Origin of the sequence: Achromobacter sp. ESBL13 (assembly GCF_036668755.1) — a bacterium.
In the GTDB taxonomy this organism is placed as follows: Bacteria; Pseudomonadota; Gammaproteobacteria; order Burkholderiales; family Burkholderiaceae_B; genus Achromobacter.
On the sequence record NZ_JAZEVT010000001.1, the window covers coordinates 821123 to 844443 of the forward strand.

20 protein-coding genes are annotated in these 23321 nt (G+C 63.8%); 10 read left to right on the forward strand and 10 right to left on the reverse strand.

Going from position 1 to position 23321, the window contains the following annotated elements:
* Positions 1-51: 51 nt before the first annotated feature.
* From nudC to V6F88_RS03825, 3 genes are all read left to right on the forward strand, one after another.
* Entirely contained in the window at positions 52-822 is a 771-nt protein-coding gene (gene nudC / locus V6F88_RS03815) for an NAD(+) diphosphatase (RefSeq protein WP_332608049.1), read from the forward strand.
* Between the two features lie 157 nt (positions 823-979).
* Positions 980-1489: a winged helix DNA-binding protein gene (locus tag V6F88_RS03820; protein WP_332608050.1), complete on the forward strand. Its 510-nt coding sequence runs from the start codon at positions 980-982 to the stop codon at positions 1487-1489.
* 80 nt (positions 1490-1569) lie between these two features.
* A complete protein-coding gene (locus V6F88_RS03825; protein WP_332608051.1) occupies positions 1570-5196 on the forward strand; it encodes a hydantoinase B/oxoprolinase family protein in 3627 nt (1208 codons plus the stop codon).
* A gap of 36 nt (positions 5197-5232) precedes the next feature.
* On the opposite strand, the gene V6F88_RS03830 is transcribed toward V6F88_RS03825, so the two are convergent.
* Positions 5233-6267, reverse strand: coding sequence for a C45 family peptidase (locus V6F88_RS03830; RefSeq protein ID WP_332608052.1), 1035 nt, complete (start codon positions 6265-6267; stop codon positions 5233-5235).
* A 167-nt stretch (positions 6268-6434) separates the two neighbouring features.
* On the opposite strand from V6F88_RS03830, the gene glnH reads away from it, so the two are divergent.
* The 3 genes from glnH to glnQ all read left to right on the forward strand — a co-directional run bounded on the left by glnH (position 6435) and on the right by glnQ (position 8660).
* Complete coding sequence (glnH, locus tag V6F88_RS03835; RefSeq protein WP_332608053.1) at positions 6435-7187, forward strand: glutamine ABC transporter substrate-binding protein GlnH; 753 nt, start codon at positions 6435-6437, stop codon at positions 7185-7187.
* Between the two features lie 91 nt (positions 7188-7278).
* The gene (gene glnP, locus V6F88_RS03840; RefSeq protein WP_332608054.1) at positions 7279-7935 is read left to right on the forward strand and encodes a glutamine ABC transporter permease GlnP; all 657 of its coding nucleotides are present in this window, start codon (positions 7279-7281) and stop codon (positions 7933-7935) included.
* Positions 7932-8660 (forward strand): glutamine ABC transporter ATP-binding protein GlnQ, encoded by a 729-nt coding sequence (gene glnQ, locus V6F88_RS03845; protein WP_332608055.1) that lies wholly within the window; start codon positions 7932-7934, stop codon positions 8658-8660. Before glnP ends, glnQ begins: the two co-directional genes overlap by 4 nt.
* Positions 8661-8685: 25 nt before the next feature.
* Here the strand turns inward: glnQ and V6F88_RS03850 are convergent, their stop codons facing one another.
* The 5 genes from V6F88_RS03850 to V6F88_RS03870 all read right to left on the reverse strand — a co-directional run bounded on the left by V6F88_RS03850 (position 8686) and on the right by V6F88_RS03870 (position 13708).
* Positions 8686-10980, reverse strand: coding sequence for a RelA/SpoT family protein (locus V6F88_RS03850; protein ID WP_046804951.1), 2295 nt, complete (start codon positions 10978-10980; stop codon positions 8686-8688).
* A gap of 21 nt (positions 10981-11001) precedes the next feature.
* Complete coding sequence (gene rpoZ / locus V6F88_RS03855) at positions 11002-11205, reverse strand: DNA-directed RNA polymerase subunit omega (RefSeq protein WP_006219679.1); 204 nt, start codon at positions 11203-11205, stop codon at positions 11002-11004.
* A 44-nt stretch (positions 11206-11249) separates the two neighbouring features.
* Positions 11250-11882: a guanylate kinase gene (gene gmk, locus V6F88_RS03860; RefSeq protein ID WP_332608056.1), complete on the reverse strand. Its 633-nt coding sequence runs from the start codon at positions 11880-11882 to the stop codon at positions 11250-11252.
* A 114-nt stretch (positions 11883-11996) separates the two neighbouring features.
* Positions 11997-13001 (reverse strand): c-type cytochrome, encoded by a 1005-nt coding sequence (locus V6F88_RS03865; protein WP_442880146.1) that lies wholly within the window; start codon positions 12999-13001, stop codon positions 11997-11999.
* Positions 12998-13708, reverse strand: a complete 711-nt coding sequence (locus tag V6F88_RS03870; RefSeq protein WP_332608057.1) for a c-type cytochrome — start codon at positions 13706-13708, stop codon at positions 12998-13000. The genes V6F88_RS03865 and V6F88_RS03870 overlap by 4 nt, the downstream gene beginning before the upstream one ends.
* A 227-nt stretch (positions 13709-13935) precedes the next feature.
* Here V6F88_RS03870 and V6F88_RS03875 point away from each other — a divergent pair, with 227 nt between their 5' ends.
* The gene (locus V6F88_RS03875) at positions 13936-14706 is read left to right on the forward strand and encodes an SDR family oxidoreductase (RefSeq protein WP_332608058.1); all 771 of its coding nucleotides are present in this window, start codon (positions 13936-13938) and stop codon (positions 14704-14706) included.
* A 103-nt stretch (positions 14707-14809) separates the two neighbouring features.
* Here the strand turns inward: V6F88_RS03875 and V6F88_RS03880 are convergent, their stop codons facing one another.
* Positions 14810-15406 carry a C40 family peptidase gene (locus V6F88_RS03880; RefSeq protein WP_332608059.1) on the reverse strand — a complete coding sequence of 199 codons (597 nt, stop codon included), beginning with the start codon at positions 15404-15406 and terminating at the stop codon, positions 14810-14812.
* A gap of 382 nt (positions 15407-15788) precedes the next feature.
* Here V6F88_RS03880 and V6F88_RS03885 point away from each other — a divergent pair, with 382 nt between their 5' ends.
* Together V6F88_RS03885 and V6F88_RS03890 are read left to right on the forward strand one after the other, a co-directional pair.
* Positions 15789-17339 (forward strand): AMP nucleosidase, encoded by a 1551-nt coding sequence (locus tag V6F88_RS03885; RefSeq protein ID WP_442880148.1) that lies wholly within the window; start codon positions 15789-15791, stop codon positions 17337-17339.
* 132 nt (positions 17340-17471) lie between these two features.
* Positions 17472-19031 carry an amino acid permease gene (locus V6F88_RS03890; protein ID WP_046804946.1) on the forward strand — a complete coding sequence of 520 codons (1560 nt, stop codon included), beginning with the start codon at positions 17472-17474 and terminating at the stop codon, positions 19029-19031.
* 27 nt (positions 19032-19058) lie between these two features.
* Here the strand turns inward: V6F88_RS03890 and V6F88_RS03895 are convergent, their stop codons facing one another.
* The 3 genes from V6F88_RS03895 to V6F88_RS03905 all read right to left on the reverse strand — a co-directional run bounded on the left by V6F88_RS03895 (position 19059) and on the right by V6F88_RS03905 (position 22324).
* On the reverse strand, positions 19059-20225 hold the full coding sequence (locus V6F88_RS03895; RefSeq protein ID WP_332608060.1) for an NAD(P)/FAD-dependent oxidoreductase: 1167 nt from the start codon (positions 20223-20225) through the stop codon (positions 19059-19061).
* 120 nt (positions 20226-20345) lie between these two features.
* On the reverse strand, positions 20346-21242 hold the full coding sequence (locus V6F88_RS03900; RefSeq protein WP_332608061.1) for a LysR family transcriptional regulator: 897 nt from the start codon (positions 21240-21242) through the stop codon (positions 20346-20348).
* 149 nt (positions 21243-21391) lie between these two features.
* Positions 21392-22324: a YicC/YloC family endoribonuclease gene (locus V6F88_RS03905; RefSeq protein WP_332608062.1), complete on the reverse strand. Its 933-nt coding sequence runs from the start codon at positions 22322-22324 to the stop codon at positions 21392-21394.
* A 180-nt stretch (positions 22325-22504) separates the two neighbouring features.
* Between V6F88_RS03905 and rph the strand changes: the two genes are divergently transcribed.
* Positions 22505-23239, forward strand: coding sequence for a ribonuclease PH (gene rph / locus V6F88_RS03910; RefSeq protein WP_046804942.1), 735 nt, complete (start codon positions 22505-22507; stop codon positions 23237-23239).
* The last annotated feature ends 82 nt before the right edge of the window (positions 23240-23321 follow it).

Genomic DNA, 23321 nt, shown 5'->3' on the forward strand with positions numbered 1-23321 from the left:
GCCTATTTTTCTTCTAAGATTGCGGGATCGAAGCGTGCTGCAGAGGCTCAAGTGAATTTCGTTTTCCGCCGTGATGAATTGCTGGTCGAAGAAGCGTCCAGCGTGTTGCCGGATTTGGCGTTGTGCGAACGCATCGGCCTGTCCTCGCCGGCCTTGCAAGCCATCTGGTCCGTACCCGATTCGCCGTATCGCACGGCGCACGTGGACCCCGCTCTTGAAGCGCCCGAGGGTTACGCGTTCAAGAAGCTGCGTTCGCTGTTCGGCGTGCTGGACGATGAACGCATGGCGCTGGCCGGCCGCGCGTATCAAATCGCCGAATGGGCGCGCACGCACCGGTTCTGCGGCGCCTGCGGCACCCCCGCCGAGCGCGTGCCGCACGAGTTCTGCCTGCGCTGCCCCGCTTGCGGCTTTTCGGCGTACCCGCGCATTTCCCCCGCCATGATGGTGCTGATCCGCAAAGGCGACAGCATCCTGCTGGCGCGGCACACTACGACCGCCACCTCGCGCTATACGGCACTGGCCGGCTTTGTCGAACCGGGCGAAAGCATCGAAGAAACCGTGCACCGCGAAGTCTTCGAAGAAGTCGGCCTGAAGGTCGGCAACCTGCGGTACTTCGGCAGCCAGCCCTGGCCATTTCCGCATTCGCTGATGGTGGCATTCACGGCCGATTACGTGTCGGGCGACATTAGCGTGCAGGAAGACGAGATTGCCGATGCGCGCTGGTTCGGCCCCGGCGACCCCATGCCGGACATCGCGCCGCGAATTTCGATCGCCGGCTGGCTGATTCGGGCCAATCTGCCGGCGGGCTGGACGGCGCCTTGACGCCGGCGTTCCCGTCTAGGGAACGCCCGGAACGCCTGTAGCGCTAGGGGATTTCCCTTGAAATGGGCGTTTTCGGCCGTTCGGGCTTTATTTTTTATGGATGAAATACACATAAATTATTAGTATTTCATCCATATAAACTTGGCTTGAACGTTCCATGAGCCCTACGTTGATCGCGTCGTCAGCCCATCTGGCCGGCGGCAGCGCGCCGGACCTGTCCGAAGTCGAATTCGGCCTGATGATCGCCAGCCACGCCTTTGACCGCTGGACGGTGCGCTGCATGGCAGCCGCCGGCCTGCCGGACCTGACGCCCACCGACGTGATGGTGTTTCACCATGTCTACCATCGCCAGCGCGCCAAGAAGCTTGCCGATATCTGCTTCACGCTCAATGTCGAAGACACGCACATCGTCAGCTATGCACTGAAGAAGCTGGAGCGGCTGGGCGTGGTCAAGGGCGAACGCAACAGCAAGGAAGTCTTCTACAGCGTGACGCCCGAAGGCGCTGACATCCTCAAGCGCTACGGCGACATCCGCGAACAATGCCTGACGTCCGGCCTGGATGGGCCGGGCGGGGGCGGGCTGGATTTCAGCCGCCAATTGGCGCACGCCTTGCGCTCGCTATCCGGCCTGTACGACCAGGCCGCCAGGGCGGCAACCTCACTCTGAACCTGATCGGGCCTGGCCCGGCACACCGCAACCCGACCGCGGCGGCACCCGCCGTGGCCGTCTGTTTTCAAGGATTACGCATGAAGAAGTGGCAATTCTGGATCGATCGTGGGGGTACCTTCACCGATATCGTGGCGCGCCGCCCCGACGGCACGACCACCACGGCAAAGATGCTGTCGGAAAACCCCGAGCAGTATCGCGACGCAGCCGTGGCCGGCATCCGCAAGCTGCTGGGCGTGGCGCCCGGGCAGCCGGTGCCCGTGGACCAGGTTGAATGCGTGAAGATGGGCACGACGGTGGCCACCAACGCCTTGCTGGAACGCAAGGGCGAACGCACGCTGCTGGTGACCACGCGCGGGTTCCGCGATGCGCTGCGCATTGCGTATCAGAACCGGCCCCGCCTGTTCGACCGCAATGTCGTGCTGCCCGAAATGCTGTACGAATCCGTCGTGGAAGCCGATGAGCGCGTGGCCGCCGACGGCGCCGTCATTCGCGATCTGGACGAAGAGGGCTTGCGGGCGGGCATGCAGGCCGCGTACGACAGCGGCATACGCGCGGTTGCCATCGTGTTCATGCACGCCTGGCACGCCACCGACCACGAGCAGCGCGCGGCGCGCATCGCTCGCGAAGTGGGCTTCACGCAGGTGTCGGCCTCGCACGAGGTCAGCCCGTTGATCAAATTTGTGTCGCGCGGCGACACGACGGTGGTTGACGCGTATCTGTCGCCCATCCTCAAGCGCTATGTGGATCAGGTGGCGGGCGAATTGCCCGGCATCCGCCTGATGTTCATGCAATCCAGCGGCGGCCTGACGGATGCGCACCGCTTCCGGGGCAAGGACGCCATTCTGTCCGGCCCCGCCGGCGGCATTGTCGGCATGGTGCGCACCAGCGAAATCGCCGGGTTCCCGAAGGTTATCGGGTTCGACATGGGCGGCACGTCCACCGACGTGTCGCACTACGCGGGCGAATTCGAACGCGAATTCGAAACCCAGGTGGCCGGCGTGCGCATGCGCGCGCCCATGATGAGCATCCACACGGTGGCGGCAGGTGGCGGGTCCATTCTGCATTTCGACGGCGCGCGCCTGCGCGTCGGACCAGATTCGGCGGGCGCCAACCCCGGCCCTGCCTGCTATCGCCGTGGCGGCCCCCTGGCCGTGACGGACTGCAACGTGCTGTTGGGCAAGATCCAGCCCGACTTCTTCCCCAATGTGTTCGGCCCCGACGCGAATGAAGCGTTGGACCGCGACGCCGTGGTCGAACGTTTCACCGCGATGGCCGACGAAGTGCGCACGGCCACCGGCCGCGAGATGACGCCGGAACAGCTGGCGGAAGGCTTCCTGGAAATCGCCGTGGGCAACATGGCGGAAGCCATCAAGCGCATTTCGGTGCAGCGCGGCCACGACGTGACGGAATACGCCTTGACGGTGTTCGGCGGCGCGGGCGGCCAGCACGCTTGCCTGGTGGCTGACGCCTTGGGCATGACGACGGTGTTCGCGCATCCGCTGGGCGGTGTGTTGTCCGCCTATGGCATGGGTTTGGCCGACCAGACCGACATGCGCCAGAAAACGGTGGAAAAGGTGCTGGACGCCGGCCTGATGGGCGAGCTTCAGATCGAACTGGACGTGCTGGCCGGGCAAGCGGTGGGCGAACTGCGCCGCCAGCATGTGCCGGACGGCGACATCTCCGTGCAGCGTCGTTTGCATCTGAAATATCGCGGCACCGACACCGCGCTGGAAGTGGCGTTTTCCACTCTGGAGCAGGCGCGCAGCGACTTCGAGGCCGCCTATCGCCAGCGCTATTCCTTCTTGATGCCCCACCGCGAACTGGTCGTGGAAACCATTTCGGTGGAAGCCACGGGTGGCGGCGAACGGGTTGGCGAAGCGGCCGTGCCGCGTACCCGCGACGGCGCTTTGGCGGCCCGCCGCGTGGTCAGCATGTACAGCGCGGGCGAGTGGCGCGACACGCCGCTGTACGTGCGCGAAGACATGGCGGGCGGTGACGTGGTGACGGGCCCCGCCATCATTTCCGAGCCCAACCAGACCACCGTGGTGGAACCGGGCTGGCAAGCGGAATTGACGTCGCAAGACCATTTCGTGATCCGCCGCATCGAAGCGCGCGCGGATCGTCGCAGCATCGGCACGCAGGCCGATCCAGTCATGCTGGAGGTGTTCAACAACCTGTTCATGTCGATTGCCGAGCAGATGGGCTACCGCCTGCAGAACACGGCGTACTCGGTGAACATCAAAGAGCGCCTGGACTTTTCCTGCGCGATTTTCGATTCGCAGGCCCGCCTGATCGCCAACGCGCCGCACATGCCGGTGCACCTGGGGTCGATGGGCGAGTCGGTGCGCACGGTGATGAACGCCAACGCCGGGCGCATGATGCCGGGCGATGCCTATGTGGTGAACGATCCTTACCATGGCGGCACGCACTTGCCGGACGTGACCGTTATCACACCCGTGTTCGATCACGCCGGCCGCGAAATCCTGTTCTACGTCGGTTCGCGTGGCCACCACGCGGATATCGGCGGGACCACGCCGGGCTCCATGCCGCCGGATTCGAAGACGGTGGAAGACGAGGGCGTGCTGTTCACTAATTTCCAGCTGGTCAAGAACGGCGAATTCCGCGATCAGGCCGCACGCGACATCCTGGGCTCGGGCCGCTGGCCCGCGCGCAATCCGGATCAGAACATTGCCGACATGCACGCGCAGATCGCCGCCAACGAAAAGGGCGTGCAAGAACTGCTGCGCATGTGCGACCACTTCGGGCTGGACGTGGTGCGCGCCTATATGGGCCACGTGCAGGACAACGCCGAAGAAGCGGTGCGCCGGGTGATTTCGGTGCTGAAAGACGGCAGCTACGAATACCCGCTGGACAACGGCGCGGTGATCCGCGTGGCCGTGAAGGTGGACACGCAGGCACGCAGCGCGGTGGTCGATTTCACCGGCACATCGCCGCAGCTGGACAACAACTTCAACGCACCCGGCGCAATCGCCGTGGCGGCGGTGCTGTATGTGTTCCGCACGATGGTCAACGACGACATTCCGCTGAACGATGGCTGCCTTGCGCCGCTGTCGATCATCTTGCCGGAAGGTTCGATGCTGCGCCCGAACCCGCCCGCATCGGTGGTGGCGGGCAACGTGGAAACGTCGATGTGCATCGTCAACGCGCTGTATGGTGCGCTGGGGGTGCTGGCGGCCAGCCAAGGCACGATGAACAACTTCACCTTCGGCAACGCGCGCCATCAGTACTACGAGACCATCTCGGGCGGCACCGGCGCGGGGCCGGTGCGCATCGACGCGGCGGGCCCGCATGACGAAGGGTTTGCCGGCACGTCGGTGGTGCAGGCGCACATGACCAACTCGCGCCTGACGGACCCGGAAGTGCTGGAATTCCGTTTCCCGGTGCGGCTTGAATCGTACGAAATCCGCAAGGGTTCGGGCGGTGCGGGGCGCTATCGGGGCGGCGAGGGTGGCGTGCGTCGGATCCGTTTCCTGGAAGACATGACGGCGGCGATCTTGTCCAACAACCGTCGCTACGCGCCGTTTGGCCTGGCGGGTGGGCAGCCGGGCGCAATGGGCCGGAACTCGATTGAACGGGTGGACGGCACGATTGAAGAGCTGGGTCCGCAAGATAGCGCCCAGCTGCATCCGGGCGACATCTTTGTCGTTGAAACCCCCGGGGGCGGAGGCTACGGCGCGGTGTGACGGCGGTGGGTGTGATGATGTGGTGAACGAGCCGGATCATTCCGGCTCTGACATCACATCCAATGCAATGTCCGCCATCGCGCGGCGGTCATAGACGCGCAGCGTCACGTCATCGTCGCGGATTTCGAACACGGCGGTGGCCAGCGTGTTTTCCCCGTCCGGGTCCGCGGCGTCCGTGCGCAGGATGGGCAGGGCGCCCAGCGTATCGTGCAGCGCGGCCAACAGGTCCGCGCTGCCGGTCCGCGGCGACCAGCCGTCCACGATGCCTTCGATTCTGTTCTGCCGGTCGCGCGATGATTCGGTCACCACCTGGGGTTGCGCGCGGGTCTTGGCGTGAACCATGTGGTTGGCATGGCCGTAGCGCGTGCCGATGTCCAATACCGATACCGCACCCGGCGTCACTTCGGCGCTGATCAGGCGCGGGTCGGTGGCGCTGCCCAGCGTGTGATGAAACCCGCCGGAATGGGGAAGGTCGCGCAACAGCGCGATGGCATCGTCCAAGGTGGCGCAGTCGAGCACGGCGCGCGCCAGGAACATGCGCGGCACGCCGGGTTGGCGTTGGCGGGTGCGCAGGTTGTTGATGGTCTGGACGAGGCCTGCGCGGTTGGCGCCGAAGGTGTGGCCGGGCAAGGATCCCGGGTAATAGAAGCTGACGTAACCGGGCGCGTCGTCCAGCGCCACGTCGACCAGATGGCAGCGTCCATATAGATACGGGTCGCCGTCTTCGTTGTGCCCGATCCAGCGTGCGCCGTCCGCGCCTTTGAGCGCGACGGTCGTGCAGCCGTCGTTCGTGCTGTGCAGCAGGTCGCCACGGCAATTCCAAAGCAGCACGTCCTTGACCGGCATGCGCAGCCCTTCGGCCATGCCTTCCAACTCTTCCCATATCGCGGGTAGCGCGGCCTGCGCATGCTGGGCCAGTTCGTCTACATAAGCATGATCGCGCCAGCGCCGCAGCGCTTCCCAGGTGCTGCTTTGCGCCAGATACACCGACATCAGCGGGCGGGCCAACTTGCCCAGCGCCAGGCCCACCTGACGCCGGTTTCCGGCAATGCGTACATATTTGTAGGGCATGGGGATTCTCCGGGGTGTCATGCGGATTGTAATTTTTCTAAGCTCTGCCGGGTGGGGACGGATGCGTTAAGATCGCCGATAAGCCGCGCCGGACACCCCGGCGCCGCTCAGGAATCATGCCCCTACAACAACCCCGGGGTGCCGACGGTCCCCAAGAGGAGAGTTTCATGATCAAACGTAAAGTCGCCGCCGCCTTGGTCGGCCTGTCCGTGGCCATGTTCGGCGCTGCCTCTGGCGCGCAAGCCCAAGGCAAGGAACTGGTGGTGGCCACCGATACCGCTTTCGTGCCGTTCGAGTTCAAGCAGGGCAATACCTACGTGGGCTTTGACGTAGACCTGTGGGCCGCCATCGCCAAGGAACTCAACCTGAAGTACAAGCTTCAGCCGATGGATTTCAACGGCATCATCCCGGGCCTGCAAACCAAGAATATCGACGCCGCCCTGGCGGGCATTACGATCCGCGACGACCGCAAGAAAGTCATCGACTTCTCGGACCCCTACTATGAAAGCGGCCTGGCCATTCTGGTCAGCGAAAAGAACACCGACATCAAGGACGCCAAGTCCCTGGCCGGCAAGACCGTCGCCGTCAAGACCGGCACCGCCACCGTTGACTTCCTGAAAGCGCAGGTGCCGGACGCCAAGCTGAAACTGTTCCCCAACATCGACAACGCCTACCTTGAACTGGCCACCGGCCGCGTCGATGCCGCGGTGCACGACACGCCCAACGTGCAGTACTACGCCAATTCGGCCGGAAAGGGCCGCGTGAAGGTCGTGGGCTCGGTCAAGAGCGGTGACTTCTACGGCATCGCCTTCCCCAAGGGCAGCGAACTGGTGCCGCAAGTGAACAAGGCGCTGGCCGCGCTGAAGGCCAATGGCCAGTACGACGCCATCTACGAAAAGTGGTTCGGCAAGAAGCCGTAAGCAGATAGCTGTTTTTGGCGCCGCCTGTGGGTACTGCCCGCGCGCGGCGCCGCCATGATGCGGCGCCCGTTGGCGCTTTGGGGGGAATATCGTGGAGTTCGACTGGACTGTAATCGAGAGCGCGTTACCCAATCTGCTTGAGGGTACGCTGATGACCATCAAGATCACGTTCTGGGGATTGTTCGGTGGTTTTCTGCTGGGCGCGCTGTCTGGCGTGACGCGTGCATACGGCAATATCGTCCTGTCGGCCATCGCGCAGGTTTATGTGGCGGTCATTCGCGGCACGCCGATTGTCGTGCAGGTGATGTTCATCTACTTCGCCTTGCCGCTGCTTGCCGATATCCGGGTGGATGCGGAATGGGCGGCCATCGTCACATTGATCATCAACTCGGGCGCCTACATTTCCGAAATCGTACGCGGGGCGCTGTTGTCGGTACACAAGGGACTGAAGGAAGCGGGGCAGGCGATGGGCCTGCCGTTTCACAAGATCTTGTTCCACATCATCGGACCGGTGGCGTTTCGCCGCATGATCCCGCCGCTGGGCAACCAGTGCATCATCAGCTTGAAGGATTCCTCGCTGTTCATCGTGATCGGCGTGGCTGAACTGACGCGCCAAGGCCAGGAGATCATGGCCAGCAACTTCCGCGCCGTCGAAATCTGGTCCGCCGTGGCGATCGTCTACTTGATCTTGACCGGCTTGATGGCGCTGACGCTGCACATGGTGGAAAGAAGGATGCGCATATTATGAGCATGGTTGAATTTCATAACGTCACCAAGAGTTTTGGCGAATCCATGGTGCTGAACGGCATCTCGCTGAACATCGATGCAGGCGAGGTTGTGGTGGTGGTGGGGCCGTCGGGTTCCGGCAAGTCCACGTTCCTGCGGTGCATCAACGTACTGGAAAGCATTAACGATGGCGATCTTCTGGTCGATGGCCTGAGCGTCAAGGGCGACGCCGCGCAGGTGCGCGAAATTCGCCGTGAAGCGGGCATGGTGTTTCAGCAGTTCAACCTTTTCCCGCAGATGACCGCGTTGCAAAACGTGATGTTCGGCCCCGTGCACACGCGCGGCCAAAGTCGCGACGAAGCGCGCGAGCTGGCGATGGGCTTGCTGGACAAGGTGGGGTTGGCCGAACGCATGAACCACTTTCCGTCCGAGCTGTCCGGTGGGCAGCAGCAGCGCGTGGCGATCGCGCGCGCATTGGCCATCAAACCCAAGCTGATGCTGTTCGACGAGCCCACCTCGGCGTTGGATCCCGAACTGCGTCACGAAGTGCTGAAGGTGATGCGCGATCTGGCGGAAGAGGGCATGACGATGGTGGTCGTCACGCACGAAATGGAATTTGCCCGCAAGGTAGGCAGCCGGTTGATCTTCATCGACGCCGGCAAAATCGCGCACGACGGCCCGCCGGCTGAATTGCTGAGCAACCCGCCCAGCCAGCGGTTAAAGGACTTTTTGCAACACGTGGCTTGATCGCGGTGTGGGCGTTAGTCCGGCTTCAGCCCTTGACCCGGACAATCTTCTGCACCTGCGGAACGTGTCGGATGGCGCGGATGACTTGAGCCAGATGCTTGCGGCTGTCGACCTGGATGGTCAGGTGCAGCGACACCGTGGACACCGCGTCATCGTGCATCGTCACGTGCATGATGTTGGCGTCGGCGGCGGTGACTTCCGCCGCCAGCCGGCCAAGCACGCCGCGTTCGTTGCGGGTGATGATGTCCAGGCGCGTGGCCAGGTGCTTGGCCGTGTGCGCGTCCCACGCCACATTGATCCAGCGTTCGGGTTCGCGCAGGCGCTGGCGCATGGCAACCGGGCAGTCGGCGGTATGCACCACCAGCCCGTGGCCCATGCGCATGCCGGCCACGATGGGGTCGCCAGGCAGCGGACCGCAGCAAGGCGCCAACTGCACGGCCTGGCCTTCGTTGCCCTGGATCAGGATGGGAGCGCTGCGCGCCGAGGTCAGTTCGTCAACCGCTGCCGCCGTGGTGGCAACCAGCTGATGTTCGGGCGCAAAGCGGCGGGCCACAACGGCGGCCAGTCGCTTGCCCAGCCCGATATCGGCCAGGATCTCTTCGCGCGAGCTCGCGCCCGTGCTGCGCGCCAGCTTTTGCCAGGCCGGGTCGTCGGTTGCCGGCATCGGCATGTGCAGTTCTTGCAGGGCCTGGCTCAGCAGCCGTTCGCCGAACGCTACCGATTCCTCGTACTTGACGGTACGCAGGTAGTGGCGGATTTCGGAACGGGCGCGGCCGGTACGTACGTAGTTGAGCCACTGTGCGTTGGGGCGCGAGGCGGGCGAGGTCACGATTTCCACCGTGTCGCCGCTGTTCAGTTCAGTGCGCAGCGGCACGAATTCGCCGTTGACCTTGGCCGCCACGGCCTGGTTGCCGATGTCCGTGTGGATGGCGTAGGCAAAGTCCACCGGCGTCGCGCCACGGGGCAGGGAAATGATCTTGCCGCGCGGCGTGAACACATAGACTGCGTCCGGGAACAGGTCAACTTTGACGTGCTCAAGAAATTCGCCGGAATCGCCCGTCTGGCTTTGAATGTCCAGCAGCGATTGCAGCCATTGGTGCGTGCGCTTTTGCAGGTCGTTCAGCGTCAGGTCGGCGCCCTTGTACAACCAGTGCGAGGCCACGCCTTCTTCGGCCACGTGATGCATGTCGCGCGTGCGGAACTGAAATTCCACCGGCGTGCCATAGGGGCCGACCAGCGTGGTGTGCAGGGACTGATAGCCGTTCACCTTCGGAATGGCGATGTAGTCCTTGAACTTGCCGGGCACCGGGCGATACAGCTGATGCAGCGTGCCCAGCGCCAGATAGCATTCGGGCAGCGTGTGCACGATCACGCGAAAGCCATAAATATCGAGCACGTCGGAAAACGACTTTTTCTGGTCCACCATCTTGCGGTAGATGCCATAAAGCGTTTTCTCGCGGCCGGTGACTTCGGCTTCGATACCGGCGGCGGGCAGCGACGCCCGCACCGAATCGGCAATTTTGGTGATGACTTCGCGCCGGTTGCCACGCGCCGCCAGCACGGCCTTGTACAGCACCTGATAGCGGTTCGGGTACATCGCCGCGAAGCACAGGTCCTGCAATTCACGGAACAGCAGGTTCAAGCCCAGTCGATGGGCGATGGGCGCGTAAATATCCAGCGTTTCGCGTGCGATGCGCCGGCGCTTCTCGGGGTTGACCGCGTCCAGCGTACGCATGTTGTGCAGGCGGTCGGCCAACTTGATGAGGATGACGCGCACATCGCGCGCCATCGCCAGCAGCATCTTGCGAAAGCTCTCGGCCTGCTGCTCGGCCTTGGTGGCAAAGTCCAGCCGGTCCAGCTTGGACAGCCCATCGACCAGTTCGGCGACTTCAGGGCCAAATTTTTCGGCAAGCTCGTGCTTGGCGATGCCCTGGTCTTCCATCACGTCATGCAGCAAGGCAGCGGACAACGCGTTGACGTCGAGCTTCCAGCCTGCGCAGATTTCAGTGACGGCGATGGGATGCGAGATGTAGGGCGAACCGCTGGCGCGGAATTGGCCCAGGTGCGCCTGGTCCGCGAAGCGATAGGCTTCGCGCACGCGCTCTACATCTTTGGGATCGAGATAGCTGCCGATGATTTCGGTCAGCGGTGCCAGCGAAGCGACCGGCGAGGCGGTCGCGTCCGCCGCTTCTTGCGCGGCGACGGACGGTGGCGTAGCGGGGTTTTTGCCTTTCTTACCCGTGCGGCGCCCAAGACGGGAGCCGGCACGTAGCGCGGCAAGCAGACCAGATGAAGCGTACTTCAGCCCGGGAAAAGCCATACTTGCCGCCCCCCGAGACTATCAGGTGGGAACTTTACGCAGCATTTCCACGCCGGTTAGGCCGCCCGCGATTTCGCGCAGTGCAGTGACCGTGGGCTTGTCTTTGCTGTCCAGGCGCGGGGCATGGCCTTGCGCCAACTCGCGGGCGCGATACGTCGCGGCCAGCGTGAGCTTGAAACGATTGGGGATTTGATTCAGACAGTCTTCGACAGTGATGCGAGCCATTAGGACACCTGGTGCTGATGGATGATAGGGAGAATGCAGTCGGCTCAATGCTCGGCAGGGATGCCAAGTTGCGAGAACAACTGAGCGTGCCGGGCGGCCTGAGACGAAAAACGCAGCCTTGCGGCACTGACGATTTGTATCAGTTCCGACAAGGCTACGCTAAATTCTTGATTAATAATAACATATTCGCATTCAGGCGCGTGGGCGATTTCGCCGCCCGCTGCCATGAGTCGCCGAGCGATCACTTGCGGCGCATCCTGACCCCGCGCCTTCAACCGGCTTTCCAGTTCTTCGATAGACGGCGGCAACACGAAAATGCCGATCGCGCCCGGAAAACGCTGCTTTACCTGACGCGCGCCTTGCCAATCGATTTCCAGCAGGACATCACGGCCTTCACGCGTTGCGGTGTCGATACGGTCGCGCGGCGTACCGTAGAAATTGCCATGCACTTCGGCCCATTCCAGCAGGTTTTGCGCGTCGCGCATCTCTTTGAAATTGTCGGTCGAAACAAAGCGATATTCGCGGCCGTCTTCTTCGCCGGGGCGGGGCGCGCGGGTGGTGCAGGAGATGGAAAGTTCGATGGAAGGGTCTTGCGCAAGCAAGGCCTTCACCAGGCTGGATTTGCCCGCGCCGCTGGGAGCGACGACCATGAAGACGTTTCCGGGATTGGCGTACATGAATAAGACCGGCGTGTGATGCTAAGACCGGAAGTCTAGCAAATCAGACGGCGGGGCAGGGGAAAACCCGCTGTCACGCCGTCTGATCGCCGTTGCGGTAGCGCCCGGGCCAGGCTAGCCGGCCGGTTTGGCCGCCGCTTGGATCAACTTGCCCCCCGGTGCCGGGGAATCGCTGCCCAACAGGTGCCCGTTGACTTCAATGCCGTAAAGCGAGTCGTCGGAGTCATGGTATTTGGCGCGGGTGGCTGCAACCGAATCCTTGTAACGCGGGTCTTGCGGCCGTTCGTGCGCATTCATGAAATAGGCCACGTCCCAGGCTTCCTGGTCGCTCAGCATGCCGGCTTGACCCAGCGGCATGTTGGCCTTGATGAAGCCCGCCGCGTTGCCGATCTGGTGCATACCGGCGCCCCAGTTGAACGAATCGGCGCCCCACAACGCGGGGAACACCCAGTGTTTGCCGTTCTTCTGGCCCTGGCCTTGCGCTCCGTGGCACACCGCGCAGTACTGCCCATAGACCTCGCTTCCGCGCACGTAGTCGGCCTTTTGCGCGGGCGCGGGCAGTTTGCGATATCCCTGGCCTTCCAGCACTACGCCGGTGGGTGCCTTGCTGGCCAGCCAGAACATATAGCTTTGCAACGCGACCAGCGTGGAATCGTCCGCCGCCGGGGCCTTGCCGTTCATGCTGAAACGAAAACAGCCCTGTAGCCGTTCCGCCAGGGTGTTGACGTGTTCGTTCTTGGCGCGATAGGCCGGGTACAACACGTACGCGGCCCACATCGGCGCTGAATCCGGGCGGCGGCCGGCGTCCAGATGGCAGCTGGCGCAGGTCAGGTCGTTGCCCACAAATTTGCCTGCCATTTGCGGGGTGTGCAGGAAAATCTGCTCGCCCTGGCGCACGATCTTGCCAAATTCGGTGTCGGGCAGCGACGATGCCGAGGGCGGTGTGAAGGCAGGGCGCGGTTCGGCGGCCTGCGCATTCGCAGCAGCGAACAGTCCTAGGGCGATGGCGCCCAGAAGCACGGCACGGCGGAGGGGGGCGGACGATATGTCCGAGCCGGGGTCGATGGCGGCTTGGCGCGCATCGGAGGACATGGCGGTCCGGGCGGGTACAAACATCATGGGCGAGCTCCCGGTGCGGCCGGCGCTTGAGCCGCCAGCAAATCGGCGGCCTTGGGCAGGCCGGCGTAATAGCCGGAAACGGCGTCGATCTCGGCATCGGTCAGCCGTGTCGCCACCGCCGGCATCAACGCAAGCGGCCCCGGCGGACGTTGCCCTTGGCGCCAGGCGCGCAGTTGGCCGGCAATGTATGCGGCCGGTTGGCCAGCCAAACCGGGGAAATTCTCGCCCACGCCGATGCCGCCAGGGCCGTGGCACTGATTACAGGCCGGGACGTTTTTGTCCCACGCTCCGCGCGTGGCCAACCACGCGCCCGTGTCGGCGGGCGTGACGGGATGCATGGCCGTGGCGGCCAGGCGGTCAATGTTCAACGGCGACGGCAACGACGCGTAATAGCGTGCCACCGCCGCTTGTTGCTCGGGATCCAGCGCCTTCGCGGTCGCCGCCATAACCGGGCTCACTCGCGACCCGTTGGCCATCGCTTGCAGTTGCTCGGTCAGATACTTGGCGCCGATGCCCGCCAACTGCGGGAAACCCGCAGCGGGATTGCCTTCACCGCGTGCGCCGTGACAGGTCACACAGGCCGGCGCGCCATTCGCGCCTTGCATGCTGATTTGCTTGCCGTCGGGGCCAGCCGCGCCCTGCGCCTGTGCGGCAGCAACGCCCGCCAAGCTCAAGAGCAACGCGGCGGGTAAGGACCGTGGGGTCATGGTTGCCTGCTCCGATATTGTTATTGACTATGGGTAATAAGCTAATTACCTCAGATTATATAAAGACTTGTGACATATCTGCGCATTTGTCTGATTTCGCGCGCGTGCTCCACTCGCTTCCTCTCGTAGGAAGCGAGCCGGAACTGTGTCTGGTTTGGAAACTTTGCTTGCAGCATCGCGCTAATGATTGCGGTAGCATCTCGCCGATTGATAACAAGGAGAATCCGATGCACGCAAACGAGATCGAACCACCACGCGTGGCTCTGGTAACCGGTGCAGGGACGGGAATTGGCCGCGCTGTGGCGCTGGAATTCCTGGCGCAGGGCTATCGGGTCGTGCTGGCGGGACGCCGCCGCGACCCGCTGGAAGCAACCCGCACGGCAGCGGGCGAAGACGGCGTGCGAGCGCTGGTGGTGCCGACCGATGTATCGGACGAGCATGCGGTGCGTGATCTTTTCGACACGACGCAGCGCGAATATGGCCGGCTGGATGTGCTCTTTAATAACGCGGGGCGCGGGGCACCCGCCATGCCCATCGAAGAACTGCCCGTGTCGGTGTGGCGCGAAGTCGTCGACACCAACCTGACCGGCATGTTCCTGTGCGCGCAAGCGGCTATCCGTGTGATGAAGGCACAGACGCCGCAGGGCGGCCGCATTATCAACAACGGGTCGATTTCGGCGCACGCGCCGCGTCCGTTCTCGATCGCCTACACGGCGACCAAGCACGCCGTGACCGGGCTGACCAAATCGATTTCGCTGGATTGCCGGCCGTATGGCATTGCCTGCGGGCAGATCGACATCGGCAATGCGGCTACCGACATGACCGAGCGCATGGCAAACGGTATCTTGCAGGCCGACGGCAGCACCAAGGTCGAGCCGCGCATGGACGTCGCGCACGTGGCGCAGGCAGTTGCCGCCATGGCGCGCCTGCCGCTGGACGCCAACGTGCAGTTCATGACCATCATGGCCACCAACATGCCATTCGTGGGGCGGGGCTGAATGCGGCACAGCCTGCCGGAAAATTTCTCGACAGGCTGGTTACTTACCCCTGATCGTCAGGCGCCAGGCAGGCGCCTTTTTTTCGCCCGTGTCTTGAGGCGACCTATCGCGACGCTTGGGCCAGCATCTGGCCCTGGGTGGTGTCCAGATAACGTCGTGCGCCGACGTAGCGCTTGGTCCAGTAAGGGTTCTTCATCTCGTCAACGCGCACCTTCGTGCCACGGCGGGGAGCATGAACGAACTTGTTCTGGCCAATATAGATGCCGACGTGCGAGGTGACGCCGCGACCGCGCGTGGCAAAAAATACCAGGTCACCGGGACGCAGTTCTTTTTTGTTGGCGACGGATTTTCCCTCGCTGCGCTGGGCACGCGCCGTGCGGGGCAGTTCCAGACCGGCGATTTCGCGGAAAACGTACAGCACCAGGCCGCTGCAATCAAAACCTTCGGCGTCGTCGCCACCCCAGCTGTACGGCGTGCCGATGGCGTCCAGGCCGGCTTGCACGACGCGTTCACTCAAGGTGGGAACGGTGGGCTCTTGCGCCAGGCGCAGGCCGCTGAGCGTCGGGCGGGCTTGTGCGGCGGGCAGCGACGCCTGCGCGGCGTTGGGAAGCCACGAGAGGGTCAGTGCAAAAAGGGGGGCTGACAGGAAAACGGGAATGCGGAAATTGGCAAATCGGACTTTTCGCGTGGGCGGAGTCATTACGTCACTTCAAAAATCGGAGTAGGCGGCATGGCTTTGCCTAAGGGGGCAAGCCGGCGGAAAGGGGGCGTTCCGGGCCACGCAAGCCACGGAAGCCGTTGAATTATAATGGAATAAAGTTTCATTACATTTGTAGTGCAATGCAGCATTATCAGCGTTCCATCGTTACTGCCGCCCGGGGAGACGATGTAACGGGCGCAGCAAATTCGGGACTGGCGCAACGAGCGGGGCTGCGGCGGGGCAGTGGCAAATATGACGCTTCATGCGGGATCGGCTCGGGCATAATCGACCGCATCGGCGCTTGTGGGCCTGAGTTGTGGGCCCGAGTTACCCAGGGCGCCGAGCAAACCGATAAGACAGATAAGAAGCGGAGTAGAGCTCAATGATGAATGCAGTACACCCCGTGTCTTCCATGAACCGGCCCGATGCCTTGCCCTTTGAACCCTTTCAGGACGCCCGTGCCGCCGTCGCCCGGCTGGCCGAAATCTACGCGCGCAACACGGCATTCCTGCGTGCGGCTTTTCGCGACGTGCTGAAGGAAGGGGCGAAGGAACACGCAAAGGAAGGCGCAGAGGACGGCGCGAAGGAAGGCAGCGGTAGCGCACCCGAGCGTGCGCGGGCCTACTACCCGGCGATCCGTATCGTGGTCGAAACCTACGACCCCATCGACACCCGCCTGTCGTACGGCCACGTGGCCGAGCCCGGCATCTACCAGACCACCATCACCCAGCCCGAGCTGTTTCGCGACTACCTGATCGAGCAGGTCGGCCAGTTGCTGCAAAACCATCGCGTGGCGGTCGAGGTCGGCGAGTCCGATTCGCCCATCCCGCTGCATTTCGCCTTCCCTGAAGGCGCGTATGTCGAGGGCGAGCACCTTGAAGCGCTGAAGCGCCCGCTGCGCGACCTGTTCGACGTGCCCGACCTGGCCGTCACCGATGACGCCATTGTCAACGGTTCCTGGCGCGGCAAGGACGGCGAACCCAAGCCGCTTGCCCCGTTCACCGCCCAGCGCGTCGACTATTCGCTGCATCGCTTGCAGCACTACACGTCGACGGCGCCGGCGCATTTTCAGAACTTTGTGCTGTTCACCAATTACCAGTTCTACGTTGACGAGTTCTGCGCCCGCGCCCGTGCGCTGATGGCCAGCGGCAACGAAGACTACGAGATGCTGGTCGAGCCGGGCAACCGCATCACCCGACGCGGCGAAAACGGCCCGGGCGACGAAGGCCAGGGGGTGCGCCTGCCGCAAATGCCCGCCTATCACCTCGTGCGCGGCGACCATTCCGGCATCACGTTGGTCAATATCGGCGTGGGCCCGTCCAACGCCAAGACCATCACCGACCACATCGCCGTGCTGCGTCCGCATGCCTGGCTGATGCTGGGCCATTGCGCCGGCCTGCGGGATTCCCAGCGCTTGGGCGACTACGTGCTGGCTCACGGCTATGTTCGTGAAGACCACGTGCTGGATGCCGACCTGCCCACGTGGGTGCCCGTGCCCGCGCTGGCCGAAGTGCAGGTAGCGCTGGAACAGGCCGTGCAGGAAGTGGCGGGGCTGTCGGGCTGGGATTTGAAGCGCATCATGCGCACGGGCACCGTGGCCACCATTGACAACCGCAACTGGGAACTGCGCGACCACGTTGAACTGGTCGAGCGTTTTGCGCAGTCGCGCGCGATTGCGCTGGACATGGAATCGGCCACCATTGCCGCCAACGGTTTCCGCTTCCGGGTGCCGTACGGCACGTTACTGTGCGTGTCAGACAAGCCTCTGCATGGCGAACTGAAACTGCCAGGCATGGCCAGCGTGTTCTATCGCAGGCAGGTCAATCAGCATCTAGAAATTGGCATCCGCGCCCTGGAGCGCCTGCGGGACATGCCGCCGGAACGGTTGCATTCCCGCAAGCTGCGCACCTTCATGGAAACGGCCTTCCAGTAGGCGCGATCCGTCCCCAAACGGCCGCCAATTTTCGAGGCGGGTCCGTTTGCGCTATTCTCGCGCGTTGCTCGGTAATCCCAGGCTTTCGCGAGATCTCCGCGCGGACGCCTTCAAGACGTGAAGGAATGAATTTTGGCTCCATCGGAACACGATGATCGCCGCTCCGGCGGCACGCGCGCAGCGAAGGCAAACCCGCCTTCCGAGCTGCGGCGCACCTTGTCCGCACGCCATCTGACAATGATCGCGGTGGGCGGGTCCATCGGCACCGGCCTGTTCGTGGCGTCCGGCGCCACCATTGCTCGCGCGGGCCCGGGCGGCGCGCTGCTGGGCTATGTGCTGATCGGCGTGATGGTCTATTTTCTGATGACCAGCCTGGGCGAACTGGCCGCCGCCATGCCCGTGTCGGGCTCATTCTCCACGTACGGCGCGCGCTACGTCGAAGACGGTTTCGGCTTCGCGCTGGGCTGGAACTATTGGTACAACTGGGCGGTGACGGTGGCCGTGGACCTGGTGGCGGCGCAGCTCGTCATGGCCTACTGGTTTCCCGACGTGCCCGGCTTCTACTGGAGCGCCTTGTTCCTGGCCATCACCTTCGGCCTGAACGCGATGTCGGCGCGCGGTTTTGGCGAAGCGGAATTCTGGTTCGCGCTGATCAAGGTCGTGGCGGTGCTGGGTTTTGTGGCAATGGGCGTGATGATGCTGCTGGGCATCATCCGTGGCGGCGAAACGGGCGGGTTGGCAAATTGGACGGTGGGCGACGCGCCCTTCGCCGGTGGCTTTGCCGCGCTGATCGGCGTGGCGATGGTGGTGGGCTTTTCGTTCCAGGGCACCGAATTGATCGGCATTGCCGCGGGCGAATCCAAGGACCCCGCGCGCAACCTGCCGCGTGCCGTACGCCAGGTGTTCTGGCGCATCCTGCTGTTCTACGTCATGGCCATCCTGGTGATCGGCCTGCTGATCCCGTACACCGATCCGCACCTGCTGCGCAACGATGTCGAAGACATCAGCGTCAGTCCGTTCGCGCTGATCTTTGAACGCGCCGGCCTGCTGGGCGCGGCGTCCGTCATGAACGCCGTGGTGCTGACTTCGGTGCTGTCCGCCGGCAATTCGGGCATGTACGCCGCCACGCGCATGCTTTACAGCCTGGCCCGCGAGGGCAAGGCGCCGCGCATTTTTGGCCGCATTTCGCGCAATGGCGTGCCGTTGTGGGCGCTGCTGGCGACCACCGTCGTTGCCGCCCTGTGCTTCTTCACGTTTATCTTCAGCCCGAACGCGGTGTACATCTGGCTGTTGAACACCTCGGGCATGACGGGTTTCATCGCGTGGCTGGGCATCGCCATCAGCCATTACCGGTTCCGGCGCGGCTACGTCAAACAAGGTCACAGCCTGGCCGATCTGCCGTATGTGTCGCCGTTCTTCCCCTTTGGTCCGATTTTTGCCTTTGTACTGTGCCTGATCATCACGCTGGGCCAGAACTATCAGGCGTTCCTGCAAGACCGCATTGATTGGGGCGGCGTGGTGGCCACGTATATCGGCATCCCGCTGTTCCTGTTGATCTGGCTGGGTTATCGCGTGACGCGCGGCTCGCGTTTCATCAGCTACCGCGACATGCGTTTCCCGGATGCGCGGGCGCGCAGCGAATATCTGGATTCCGCCCTGCGGGGCGAACCGGCAGCTGGCGAGGCGCGCTAGCCGTTCGTCGCCCCATGACAACCGCCCTTAGATAATGTTCTTTTCAAGCAGGGGGCGGTTGTCCAAAACGCGCTGAAAAGACAGGGCGGACAAGTCCAGGCTGCGGTAGGCGCCGAACCGTAGCAGCTCTGCGATACCGCGCCCGGTGGCGGGCGCCTGCTGAAGCCCGTGGCCCGAAAAGCCGTTGGCGAAGTACAGGTTGGGGCAATCGGGATGGGCGCCGATGATGGCGTTGTGGTCGAACACGTTCATTTCGTAATAGCCGGCCCAGGCGCTGCGCACGCGCACGGCCTCGAACGCGGGCACCCGGGCGGCAAGCGCCGGCCAGACGTGGCTGTCGAACGCTTCAAGTTGGGCGTCAAGCGGCATGTCGTCGGCGTCATCCGCCGCGTCGGGCGAATAACCGCATAGAAATTTGTCGCCGTCCGGACGAAACCAGATGCCCGACGGGTCAATCAGCAAGGGGCAGAGCGGCAAGGTTTGCGGGCAGCTGAAGCTGAACACGGTACGCCGCCGGGCGCGCACGGGCAGGTCTATGCCGGCCCATTGGGCCACGCGTGCCGCCCACGGGCCCGCGGCGTTGATGGCCACATCGCAGGGCAGGGCGGCACCGTGGCTGGTCCAGACCCCGTTCACACGCGCGCCTTCGCGCAGCAGGCCCACGGCTTGCGCACGCCGGTACGTCGCGCCTTGCGCTATCGCCTTCTGGCGTAGCGCCTGCATCAGCCCGTAGCCATCGAACCAGCCTTCGCCCGATAGCCCCAGCGCGCCCAGCGCCAGGTCCGCGGTGTTCAGCCAGGGGAATCGCGCTTGCAATTGAACCGGCTCAAGCAAGGCGACGTCAACGCCGTGCGCGCGCTGCGTGGTGTAGTTGCTTTGCAGCGTGTCGCAGCCGGCGGCGCTGGCCAGGTAAAGATAGCCGGGCTCGGTCAAGCCGATATCGGGCGCCGGGTCTTCTACAAACAACGTCGTGGCCAGTTCGCGCAAGAACGCAATGCCCATTTGAGACATGCCGATATTGACGGGCGTCGAAAACTGCTGGCGAATGGAACTGGCCGAGAGCGCGGACGAAGCCCGCGCGTACGTCGGGTCACGTTCAAGCACGGTAACGTCGAAATCGTGTGGGGTTTGGCTTAGAAAGTAAGCGATAGAGCTGCCAACGGCTCCTCCGCCAATGATGACGACGCGCTGCAAGGCTTTTAGTCCCGTTGGTGTCCAGGGCCGACTCGGTGTAGCAGCAGCTTGACGCCTTCTTTGCAGCGGCGCAAGCCCTTGCGTGTGCGGGGCCAAGAAGCCCGTCGGGCGGGGCGGCGCTTACGGCGACACGCGACATTGCTCCAGCATCCAGGCGCCGAATTCGCGCACCAGCGGCGATTCGGCCTGGGTGTGGGGATAGACGAAGTAGTAGGCGTCGGCGCTGCTGAGCGCTTGGGGAAACAGCTGAATCAGTTCGCCGGTGTCCAGTTCGCGTTCCACCAGAAAGCGGGGCAGCAGGGCCGCACCCAGGCTGGAGGCGGCCGCTTGCGCCAGCATGGACGCCTGCTCGAACTGAGGGCCCTGCATCGCGCGCGCCGCGCTGGCGCCGTGTTGGTCAAACCACGACGCCCATTGTGCGGGGCGGGATGTCTGGTGCAGCAGCACGACGTTGGACAAGTCCGCGATGTGCCGGATACCGTGCAGGCGTTGATAGCGGGGGCTGCTGACGGCGATGACCTCTTCGTGCATCAGGTACTCGCACACGGCGCCGGCCCAGTAAGGCGCACCGAAATGGATGGCCGCGTCAAAAGGCTCTTGCGAGAACTCGAAGGGCAGGGTGCGCGACGTGAAGTTGATGGTGACGTCGGGCTTGCGCGCCATGAAGTCACCCAGGCGCGGAATCAGCCAGCGGGTGCCCAACGTGGGCAGCACCGCCAGGTTGAGCTGGTCGCGGCGGGTGCAGGCCATGGTGCGGCGGGTGGCTTCGGACAGTTGGTGCAGCAGGATGCGCACCTCGGACGCGTAGGCGCGGCCAGCATCGCTTAAGACCACCCGCTGGCGCACGCGGTGGAACATCGTTACGCCCAGCTGGGTTTCAAGTTGGTGGATCTGGCGCGATACGGCGCTTTGGGTCAGGTGAAGCTCGTCCGCCGCGCGCGACACGCTGTTGCGCCGGGCGACTGCTTCGAAGGCCAGCAGGTTGGCGACGGGCGGCAGAAAGGTCTTGCGGAACATGGGGCTTCCTAATGGAGACAGCCTTGGGATACAGCCTTGACGTAAACCCCCCATGACAACACGGCCTTGCCAGCGACCCTATAGGAAAAGTCTGGAATGCAAAGAGGCCGCTCGCGCGGCCTCCCGATTTCTCATCAAGCCGCTACCGCTTATTCGATGTTCTGCGCCTGTTCGCGCATCTGCTCGATGAGCAGCTTCAGGTCCATGGCGGCGCGCGTGACTTCCATGCTGCCTGCCTTGGAACCCAGCGTATTGGCTTCGCGGTTCATTTCCTGAAACAGGAAATCCAGGCGCTTGCCGGCACTGCCGGCGTTTTTCTTACCCGAGGCGGATTTGCCGCCGCCGTCGGTCAGCAGGTGGCGCAATTCTTCCAGATGAGAACGCAGGCGCGACAGTTCTTCGGCAACGTCGATACGCAGCGCAAACAGATTGGCTTCCTGCGACAGGCGTTCGGACAGCTCCGTGCCCGAGATGTGTGTGAAGCCGCCGGGAAAGGCCGATTCCACACTTTCGCGCAGTTTGGCGGCCAGCTTGTCGCGGTGGTCGGACAGCAGTTGCGGCAGATGAGCCTGCACGATATCGACCACGCCGGCGACGCCGTCGGCGCATTCACGCATCATGCCCGCCAGGCGTTCGCCTTCGCGCGCGCGGCCCTCTTGCAGTTGGGTCAAGGCCTGCTGCGCGGCTTGCAGGCAGGCCGCGCCCCACACCTGCGGGTCCAGCGCGTCGTTGCCGCGTTGGCCGGGCCAGTTGAACAATTCCACCAGCCGGGGCGGCGCGATGTCAGGAACGATGCGGCGCGCGGCCTGCAATTGTTCCGCCAGGCTTTCCAGCCACGTCGGATCCAGCTTGGACAGGTCGGTGCTGGCGTTGCGCGTGAATGACACCCGGATCTCGACCTTGCCGCGCGCCAGATTGGCGGTCAGCAGCTCGCGCAGCGGCGTTTCAACATGCCGCAACTCGTCGGGCAACCGGAAATACAAATCAAGGAAGCGGCTGTTGACGCTGCGCAGTTCAATGGCAAGCGTGCCTTGTTCTAGGTCTGCTCGGGCGTTGCCGAATGCGGTCATGCTGCGAATCATGGTCGTGTCCTGGTAAAGCTGGGGTAAGAGCCGGTTGCGCCGGGGCCCGCGGTGCCCCGGAAAAGGGGGCGGGTCTGTGTATTCAACCGGATATATCGCGGCAGGATACTCCAAGCGGGAATTTCCTGCGGCGCCTGCCCGTACAATGCCGCGAACCAATATCTAGACTGGAGTTTGCCTGTGACCACTACGCCCACCATCGCCCGTCCGTCCGGCCGCGCTGTAGACGAACTGCGGCCGTTCAGCCTGGAACGCGGCTTTACGCGCTATGCCGAAGGCTCGGTGCTGGTCAAGGCCGGCGACACACACGTGCTGTGCACCGCCAGCGTGTTGGAGAAAGTGCCGCCGTTTCTGAAGGGTAAAGGCGAAGGCTGGGTCACGGCGGAATACGGCATGCTGCCGCGCGCCACCCACACGCGTGGCGATCGTGAAGCCGCCCGTGGCAAGCAAAGTGGCCGTACGCAGGAAATTCAACGCCTGATCGGTCGCAGCCTGCGCGCCGTGTTCGACATGCGCGCACTGGGCGAACGCACGCTACATCTGGATTGCGACGTGTTGCAGGCCGACGGCGGCACGCGCTGCGCCAGCATTACGGGCGCGTGGGTGGCGGCGGCCGATGCCGTGGCCTTGCTGATGAAGCGTGGCGACCTGGCCGTCAACCCGATCCGCGACGCGGTGGCCGCCGTGTCGGTGGGCTTGGTGCAAGGGCGTTCGGTGCTGGACCTGGACTACCAGGAAGATTCCGCCTGCGACGCCGACGTCAACGTCATCATGACGGGCAGCGGGGCTTTTGTTGAAGTGCAGGGCACCGGCGAAGGCGCCACGTTTACCCGCGCCGAACTGGACACCATGCTGGTGCTGGCCGAAAACGGCATCGCCAGCCTGGTCCGCGCCCAGCGGGCCGCGCTGGTGTAAGCGGCAGGCATGAAAAGGGATCCGGGCAACGTCTGCGCGGATCCCATAACGTATGCGGGCATACCGGTACCGGTTTTTGCCC